Annotated in this window: 6 protein-coding genes; 5 read left to right on the forward strand and 1 reads right to left on the reverse strand. The window is 72.3% G+C overall.

The features are described from left to right. The first annotated feature begins 198 nt into the window (after nucleotides 1-198). A complete protein-coding gene (locus tag ACIBNE_RS40035) occupies nucleotides 199-3,048 on the forward strand; it encodes an AfsR/SARP family transcriptional regulator (protein WP_399280820.1) in 2,850 nt (949 codons plus the stop codon). A 437-nt stretch (nucleotides 3,049-3,485) separates the two neighbouring features. Here ACIBNE_RS40035 and ACIBNE_RS40040 read toward each other — a convergent pair whose 3' ends face one another. Continuing rightward, nucleotides 3,486-3,989: a MarR family winged helix-turn-helix transcriptional regulator gene (locus ACIBNE_RS40040; RefSeq protein WP_399280822.1), complete on the reverse strand. Its 504-nt coding sequence runs from the start codon at nucleotides 3,987-3,989 to the stop codon at nucleotides 3,486-3,488. Nucleotides 3,990-4,061: 72 nt separating this feature from the next. On the opposite strand from ACIBNE_RS40040, the gene ACIBNE_RS40045 reads away from it, so the two are divergent. The 4 genes from ACIBNE_RS40045 to ACIBNE_RS40060 all read left to right on the forward strand — a co-directional run bounded on the left by ACIBNE_RS40045 (nucleotide 4,062) and on the right by ACIBNE_RS40060 (nucleotide 7,637). Then, nucleotides 4,062-5,228, forward strand: coding sequence for a flavin-dependent oxidoreductase (locus ACIBNE_RS40045; protein WP_399280824.1), 1,167 nt, complete (start codon nucleotides 4,062-4,064; stop codon nucleotides 5,226-5,228). After that, a complete protein-coding gene (locus tag ACIBNE_RS40050) occupies nucleotides 5,225-5,674 on the forward strand; it encodes a DUF3237 domain-containing protein (protein ID WP_399280825.1) in 450 nt (149 codons plus the stop codon). Before ACIBNE_RS40045 ends, ACIBNE_RS40050 begins: the two co-directional genes overlap by 4 nt. A 496-nt stretch (nucleotides 5,675-6,170) precedes the next feature. Beyond that, nucleotides 6,171-6,440: a hypothetical protein gene (locus ACIBNE_RS40055; RefSeq protein ID WP_399280827.1), complete on the forward strand. Its 270-nt coding sequence runs from the start codon at nucleotides 6,171-6,173 to the stop codon at nucleotides 6,438-6,440. Nucleotides 6,441-6,632: 192 nt separating this feature from the next. Continuing rightward, complete coding sequence (locus ACIBNE_RS40060) at nucleotides 6,633-7,637, forward strand: Ppx/GppA family phosphatase (RefSeq protein WP_399280828.1); 1,005 nt, start codon at nucleotides 6,633-6,635, stop codon at nucleotides 7,635-7,637. Nucleotides 7,638-7,785: the final 148 nt, after the last annotated feature.

Genomic DNA, 7,785 nt, shown 5'->3' on the forward strand with positions numbered 1-7,785 from the left:
GATTCCTTCACGGCGCGGTCATGAGAGCGCCGACCGTCACACCGTTCTCCCCCGCCTCTGGCGTGAATGTCCCTGGACCCCGCAGAGGAGCCCGGAGAAGATGATCTGCTTGCGAGCGGCCGGTCCCCGCCGCTCCGCGTCTGCGTGTCCCTGTGTCCGTGTGTCCGTGTGTCCGTGTGTCCGCGCAACGGAGGTCGTGTGGAGTTCAGGCTGTTGGGAACGGTGGAGGTCTGGGCGGACGGCGAGCGCGTGGAACTCGGCGGGGTGCGCCAGCTCAGCCTGCTCGCGGCGCTCGCCCTGCGCGTGAACCGTGCCGTGCCGCTGGCGCGACTGGTCGACGCGGTGTGGGACGAGGCTCCCCCGGCGACCGCCGAGCGTCAGGTCCGCAACATGGCCGGGCTGCTCCGCCGCCGCCTCACCGAGGCGTGCCCGGCCCGGCCGGGGGCGGCCGACGCACGGCGTCCCGCACCGGTCGTCGTCAGCGACGGGCCCGGATACCGGCTCGCCGTGCCCGAATCCACCGTGGACGCGAGGGCGTTCACCGAAGAAGTGGCCGCCGCGCGCACCGCCGAAGCCGCCGGGGACGCGGCCGCCGCGGTGACGGGCCTGCGGAGCGCGCTCGCCCTGTGGCGCGGGCCCGCGCTCGACGGACTGCCCGGCTGGCCGCTCAGGTCCGCTGCCACGGCCCTGGACGAGCAGCGCCTCTGCGCGTTCGAACAGTGCTTCGCGCTGGAGCTCTCCCTGCACCGCCATCACGCACTGATTCCCGAACTGACCTCACTGATCGCCGAGTTCCCGCTGCGCGAAGGGTTCATACTGCACCTGATGACGGCGCTGCACCGGGCCGGGCGCCAGAGCGACGGGCTGGACGTGTACCGCAGGCACGCGACCCGCCTCGCCGACGAGACGGGGCTCGACCCCGGTCCTGAGCTGCGGGCGCTGCGAGACGTACTGCTGCGGCCGGGGACCGACCGGCCGGTTCCCGCCACGGCCCGTGCCCCTCGGCCCGTACCCGCCCAACTCCCATCGGACCTCATGACGTTCGTCGGCCGCTCGGACGAACTGCACCGGTTGGGTTCCGTGCCGGATCCCCGTACCGCCGCACCGGGGCCGGGCGAGGCGGTGACCGTGGTCTGCGGTGTGCCGGGCACGGGGAAGTCCACACTGGCGCTGCACTGGGCGCACCGCCACCGCCACCACTACCCTGACGGACAGCTCTTCGCGGATCTGCGCGGGCACGCACCCGGTGGTCCCCGGCGTCCGGCCGCGGTACTCGCCGCCTTCCTGCGGGCCCTGGGCGAGGACGCCGAGCGCATACCCGCCGACCAGGACGAGGCGGCGGCGCTCTACCGCACGCTGCTGACCGACCGGCGCGTGCTGGTCGTCCTGGACGATGCGCGCGATGCCCAGCAGGTCAGGCCGCTGCTGCCGGGCAACGGCGGCTGCACCGTGCTCGTCACCAGTAGGGAGCGCCTCACCGGCCTCACCGCGCGCGACGGCGCCCGGCGCCTGGACCTGGCAGGGTTCACCGCCGCCGACGGCAGGGCCCTGCTCACGAGGGTGCTGGGGCCGCGCCGCCCCGCCGCCGAGCCGCCGGGAGCAGCGGACGCGCTGCTCGCCGCCTGTGGCGGCCTGCCGCTCGGGCTCGGCATCGCGGCGGCGCTGCTGCGCGACCGGCCGCACGACTCGATCGCCGGGTTCGCGGCCGAACTGGCCGCTTCGGGCGACCGGTTGGGCACGCTACAGATCGACGGCGACAGGGGTACGGGGGTGCGGGCCGCGTTCGCACGCTCGTACGGGGCCCTGGAGTCCGCGCCGCAGCGGTTGTTCCGCCGCCTGGGGCTGTTCCCCGGCACCGACATCACGCCCGCGGCGGCTGCCGCACTGGACGGTTCGGGCACGGTCGACCGTGCCCCGCTGGACCGGCTGGTGCGCGCCCACCTCCTGGAGGATCGCGGGTCCGGCCGCTACCGCCTCCACGACCTGCTGCGGATCTTCGCCGCCGAGCGCGCGGCGGCGGACGAGACGCCGGTGGCGCGGCGCGCGGCGCGCTCCCGTTGGTACGCCTGGTGCCTGCACCACGCGGATGCCGCCGACCGGGTCCTCGCGCCCCACCGGCGCACGGTCCGGCTGCCCCCACCGCCCGAGGACCTGGCGGTCTCTGCCTTCGCCACCCAGGCCGATGCCGTCCTGTGGTGCGACGCGCAACGCGCGAACCTCCTGGCCACGGTCCACGACGCGTACGCGCGAGGGGACGACGAGGTCGCCTGGCAGTTGCCCGCGCTCTTGTGGAGCTATTTGCGCGGTAATCCGGTGCGCGAGGACCAGATCGTGATCGGCCGCGTCTCGGTCGCTGCGGCGCGCCGCGCCGACGATCCGCACGCGGAGGCGCTGTCGCTCAACAACCTCGGCTCCGCGTACGACGGCCAGTCGGATCCGGCATCCGCCCTCCCCTGCCTCACCGGGGCCCTGGCGCTAATGCGGCGCACGGGCGACCGGATCGGCGAGGCACACGTCCTGGGCAATCTGGGCGCGCACCACGCGTACGCGGGCAACGACGTCCGCGCGGTGCGCCACTTGGAGGAGGCGCTGGCTGTGCTGCGTGACGTGCCTCCTCCGGGGGATCCGTGGGCGGTCTCTGTGTTCGAGACCAACATCGGCACCGCCCATCTGCGGGCTGGCCGGTTCGCCGAGGCGCGCGATCCGCTGCGCCGGGCCATGGCCGTCCACCGGTCGGTCGGCAACGACGGAATGGTCAGCTTCTCGGTGTCCGCGCTCGGCGTCGTGCGGCACGCGCTCGGCGACCCGGAGCGCGCGGTCGCGTTCCACCGGCGGGCGCTGCGGATCGGCAACGGCGTCGGCTATCCGGGCCGTCGCGCCACGATCCTGGCGTGTCTGGCGGCCGCGCAGCACGCGCGGGGCGACGTAGCGGATTCCGTACGGACCTGGGCGGAGGCACGGGCGCTGTTCGACACGCTTCCCGAGGCCCACTTCGTGGGGCTGCGCCCGCTGTTCGAGGTGCTCGGCTACACGCCGCCCGCCGTCTGATCCGAGAGGAGCCGTTCCAGCGTCGCACGGCCCGCCGGGCCCCAGGTGGTGGCGCCCGGCAGACCGATGTCGATGAGTCCGACGGCGCGCAGAACCGCCCAGCCGCGGCGCCGGACCGTCGCCGGGACCGCGCCCGTTCCCGAGGCCGCCGCGCGGCCGCGCCTTCCCCGCGGACCCTGGTAGAGCCCGGCAGCGCGACGTCTGCGGCCACGGCCAGAAGCGCGACGCCCCGCCCCGACCACTCCCCCGACCACGCTGGCCACCGGCAGATCAGGCCCAGAGGCCATTCCTGTTCCCGCCCGCTCATGGGCCGTATTCACCGGCTTGCCGAACTGGTCGCCCCACAGGCCGATGCACGTCTCCACCTGCGCGGACTCCGCCCGCAACACCCCACCCGTACGGGAAAACGACCCGGGCTCGGGCTGCTGCAGCGCCCTTCAGTCGGTGCCTTCGGGGCGTGCGGCAAGAATCCGGGTGAGCAGGCCGGTGAGAGCGGTCCGCTCCTCTGCGTCGAGAGTGGCGAACCACTGCTGTTCGCGTCGGGTCTCCTCGGCGAATGCCTCCCGTACCGCGGTCTCTCCCTTGTCGGTGAGGGCCGCGGCGACCGCGCGCCGGTCGTCGGGGACCGGTCGGCGTTCGACCAGGCCGTCCCGTTCGAGCGTGTTGATGGCGTTGGTGACCGCCGACCGGGACATCGCCGAGATCTCGGCGAGCCTTGCGGGCTGCGTGGGGCCCAGCATCCAGAGCTTGAACATCAGCCGGAAGCCCGGCAGCGTCCAGCCGCGCGGGCGGTGGATCTGGCTCTCCAGGTCGGCGACGACCAGATAGGACAGGTGGAGCAGGTGGTAGGCGAGTGCGAACGCCTCCGGGTCGGCGGGGGGCGGCATGCCGGCAAGGCGGTCGCGGGCGAAGGCGGCGTATCTGAGATCTGGTCGGTCCACGATCAGAGTCTTGCGCATGGAGGCCCGGTAGGTGATTGTTACGGCCATAACAATCACCTACGGGAGGGTGCTGTGCGGATCACCATCGCAGGAGCCGGCATCGGCGGGCTCGCCACCGCGCTCAGTCTGCACGCGGCCGGGTTCGACGACATCGTCGTCCACGAAGCGGCCCGGGAGATTCGTCCGCTCGGTGTCGGGATCAATCTCCTACCGCACGCCGTAAGGGAGTTGACCGAGCTCGGACTGGCCGAACAGCTGGCCGCGATCGGCGTCCCGACAGCCGAGCTGGCCTACTTCAACCGGTACGGGCAGGCGATCTGGTCCGAGCCGCGAGGGCTCGACGCCGGCTACCGGTGGCCGCAGTACTCGGTGCACCGGGGCAGGCTGCAACTGCTGCTCCTGGACGCCGTACGCGAGCGCCTCGGCCCGCACTCCGTACGAACCGGCAGCCGGATCACCGGCCTGGCCCACGAATCCGACCTGCTCGTGGGCGCCGACGGCATCCACTCGGCCGTCAGGGCCGCTCTCTTCCCCGACGAAGGAGCGCCGCCGTGGAACGGGCTCGTGCTGTGGCGGGGCACGACCTACGGCGAACCGTTCCTGACCGGGCGGTCCATGATCATGGCCGGGGACGGCACGCAGAAGTTCGTCGCCTACCCCATCGAGGGCGGACGTCTGATCAACTGGATCGCCGAGCGCCCGCTGGACGGCGAACCGCCCGAGCGCGGAAACTGGAACCGCCCCGCCGACCTCGCCACGGTCGTGGAGCACTTCTCCGACTGGAAGTTCGACTGGCTGGACGTGCCCGCGATCATCACCGGAGCCGAAGCGGCCTTCGAGTACCCGATGGTGGACCGCGAACCCCTTCCGTACTGGACCAAGGACGACGTCGTCCTCCTGGGCGACGCCGCACACGCCATGTACCCCGTCGGCTCCAACGGAGCGTCCCAGGCCATCATCGACGCCCGAGTGCTCGCCCACTCGCTCGCCGTGACAGGCACCGCCGCCGCGTACGAGGAGGCCCGCAGGCCCTCCACGACCGCGCTCCAACTCGCCAACCGGAGCCAGGGACCCGAGGTCGTGATGAAACTCGCGCACGAGCGGGCTCCCGGTGGTTTCGAAGACATCGAGCAGGTCGTCCCGCTCGCGGAACGCACGGAGATCGCCGCCGCGTACAAGCGCACCGCAGGCTTCGACCCGGCCCTGCTCAACGAGCGCGCGTCATGGAGCGTGCGGTGAACCTGACGAGCCTCGCCGCCTTCGAGGTGCGCCTGGACCCGGTCCTCGACCTCGGCGACTCGCACCTGGGCCGCCGCCGAGTGATCAACATTGTCGGCGGGACATTCGAGGGTCCACGGCTTTCCGGGGTGGTCCTGCCGGGCGGCGCGGACTGGCAGGTACTGCACCCCGACGGCACGGCCAGCATCGACACCCGCTCCACCCTGCGCACCCACGACGGAGCACACCTCTACCTCTCCACCAACGGCATACGCCACGGTTCACCCGAGGTCATCCGGAGGTTGAACGCCGGAGATCCGGTGGACCCCGCCGCGTACTACTTCCGGCTCTTCTGCCGCTTCGAGACGGGAGACGAGCGCTACCGGTGGCTGAACCGCACCCTGGCCGTAGCCTCAGCCGCTCGAACGGCCAGCACCGTCCGCTACGAGGCATACGCACTCGACTAGGCACCGCGTGAGGTCGAGAACCTGGCCCGGGAGGCCAGGTGGCCTGCCGACGGTCAGTCGATGTGGGAGGCGATCCGGGCGGAGCCCTTGTTCTGGCGGCGGTGCCGAGCGAGGTTGCTCCGCAGCGGCCAGAAGGCAGCATCTAGTGTTCCCGGGAGGCTTGCGCCAGGTGGGGCGGGAAGGTGCAGCCGACATCAAACAGATGTTCCAGCTGATGACGTGCGCCAACCGCCAGGCGCACATCCCGCAACGCGGTGCCGCTATGGGACACGAGTACACCGCCCATGAGGGGCAGGGCCAGCGGGTTGATACGAGCCGTCGGGCCCAGTGGGACGGAGATCCCCACCTCCGCAAACATGAGCGCGTGCAGGGCGGACTCGCGCACCCCCGAGGTCTGTTCGATCCGGGGCCGTCCGCGCAGATGCCAGTCGGAGAGGCCGGGAAGCACCCGGGCCGTGAGTATTCCGTACAGAAGAAAATGCCTGCTGGTCCGCCGGTGTCGACAGTTCGTACGGTTCGGGTCCCGCGCCGGGCCGCCCGTTCGGCACTCGCCACCGCGTACCGGCTGCGCCTCGTGCCCGCCTCGCCCGAGCTGTTCGACGCAGTGCTGCGACTCCCCCTGATGGACTGCTCGCGCGCGCACGCTGTGCTCGGCTGGCAGCCGCGCAGGACGGCGCTCGACGCGATGGAGGAACTGCCGCACGGGATGCGGCAAGGGGCCGGGACGCCGACCGCGCCGCTCGCGGCCGACACCGTGGGCGGCTGAGCTGCCCGCCCTCCCGTCCGGCTCCTCCCCGGCCGAAGCCGCGCGCAGCATTCACGACGCCCTGGCGGTCGAACGCGACGGCGAGCCCATGCTCGCGAAGGTGGGCGCCGCCGGACACCGTGCCCGCAGGCTCAGGTCAGGCACCTGGCGGGTTCACCGTGTGACGGTGAAGACCCCGGGTACTCGCCCGCCATGCGAATGAGCGTCGTGGACGTCGGTTCCCATACGGTTCGGCTGGCCGTCGCCGACACCGAGGTCGGCGCACCGCTTCCCGTACACACCGCCAAGCGGCGGGTGCGCCTGGCCCAACTCGTCGAGAAGGACGGCCGGATCGGCGCCGATGCCCTGGAGAAGGTCGCCGGAGCGGTCTCCGCCGCGCGACGGGACGCCTTGGGCCGGGGCTCGGCCGAGCCGTTCGCCTTCGCCACCGCGATCGTGCGCGACGCTCCCAACCGTGCCCAGGTGCTCGACGCGGTACGGCAACGGACCGGCGTACGACTGCGGGTGTTGTCCGGTGAGCTGGAGGCCGGTCTCACCTTCCTGGCCGCGCGGCGCTGGCTGGGCTGGCGCACCGGGCCGCTGCTCGTCCTCGACATCGGCGGCGGTTCCCTGGAAGTGGCGTTCGGCCGGGGCCGGGTCCCGGACTTCGCCGTCTCGCTGCCCTTGGGCGCGGGTCGGCTGACGCGCGGCCATCTGAGGGGAGAGGATCCCCCCGCCCCTTATGCGGTGCGGGAGTTGCGCCGGGCGGTCCGGCACGAGCTGAGGGACGTCGCCGCCCGCGTCCGTTGGGAGGCGCCACGGACGGCGGCAGCCACCTCCCGGACCTTCAGCCAGCTCGCCCGGCTCTGCGGCGCGGCACCCGGGCGTCAAGGGCCGTTCGAGCCTCGCGAGGTGCCTCGTGCGGGGCTCCGTCGCGCGATCGACCGGCTGGCAGAGCTGCCTGCCGGTGAGCGCGCCCGTCTTCCCGGCATCTCCGCCCCCAGGGCCGGGCAGAGTCTGGCCGGCGCGCTCGTGGGCCACACGGCCATGAAGCTGATGGGCATCGACCGGCTGACCGTCTGTCCATGGGCCGTTCGCGAGGGGATCCTGCTGCGCCACCTCGAAGAAGGAAGCGCGTGGTGGGAAGAGATCTCGCCCCCGCCGCAGGAGTCGGCCGAGGTACCGACTCGACAGCTCCGGCTGGCCACTCCTCCGTAGCCGCGTGACCGCGTCCGATCGCTCACGGGCGTGAACGGACGATCAGCGGGCAACTGGCTTTATTCACGGGTTGTGAAGCCGGTTGTTCATGGGTTTGGAAGGCACCCAGATCCACGGTCGGGTGATGTTCACGAGTTTCGAAGTCACC

The organism is Streptomyces sp. NPDC050504, assembly GCF_044458065.1.
GTDB lineage: Bacteria > Actinomycetota > Actinomycetes > Streptomycetales > Streptomycetaceae > Streptomyces.

Excerpts from the sequence above, each read along its gene's own strand:
- ACIBNE_RS40060 (WP_399280828.1), top strand. The coding sequence starts at position 6,633 with ATGCGAATGAGCGTCGTGGACGTCGGTTCCCATACGGTTCGGCTGGCC.